Source organism: Fulvivirga aurantia (assembly GCF_009711475.1).
Taxonomy (GTDB): domain Bacteria; phylum Bacteroidota; class Bacteroidia; order Cytophagales; family Cyclobacteriaceae; genus Fulvivirga; species Fulvivirga aurantia.
The window spans coordinates 1-742 of sequence record NZ_SMMD01000153.1; the positions used below are offsets into that span (position 1 = coordinate 1).

The 742-nt window shown below is 39.4% G+C and carries 1 protein-coding gene; it reads left to right on the forward strand.

Annotated elements, in window-relative coordinates; translation table 11 throughout:
• A partial coding sequence (locus tag E1176_RS00440; RefSeq protein WP_185152479.1) for an FG-GAP repeat domain-containing protein occupies positions 1-742 on the forward strand: 742 nt, incomplete at both ends.

The following is a 742-nucleotide window of genomic DNA, read 5'->3' on the forward strand; positions in this document are numbered from 1 at the left end:
TTTAGATAATGATGGTGATTTAGATATGATGGCAACTTCGATAGGAGGAAATTATTATTATCATGAAAATACGGGCACTTCGACTGCTCCAGCCTTCGGTCCTGAACAGGCTAATCCTTTTGGATTGGTCAACAATGGTCAAGCCTATTCATGGGGGTTATCATTTGCGGATTTAGATAATGATGGTGATTTAGATATGATTGCTGGTGAAAACAGTGGGTCATTTTATTACTATCAAAATATAGGCACGGCCACTGCTCCAAATTTTGCGGCTGCTCAGGTAAACCCTTTCGGCATCACGAGTGTACCAACTAATTATGGCTATCCCAAATTGGTAGACTTAGATTCTGATGGTGACTTAGATTTATTATCAGGTGGTTCAAATGCCAGTTGGTATTATATGGAAAACATAGGAACAAGTTCAAGTCCTGCATTTAGTACCATTCAAACAAACCCTTTTAACCTGACTAATTCTGGCTTTAACTACAGCATTCCTGGAATAGCAGATTTAGATGGTGATGGTGACCTGGATATTTTAAGTGGAGATAATTACGGGACTTGGAGTTATTTCCAAAATGATGGAACTGCATGCAGTTTAGAAATGGCTCAAACAGCAACGGTAACAATCGATCCTATTGCAGATCAAACAGTTGCTGCTGCAGAAACATCTTTCATTTGCGCAGGAGAAACTACTATCGACCTGGCTTCATCAGAAGTTGGCGTAGATTACTATCTAAGAAAT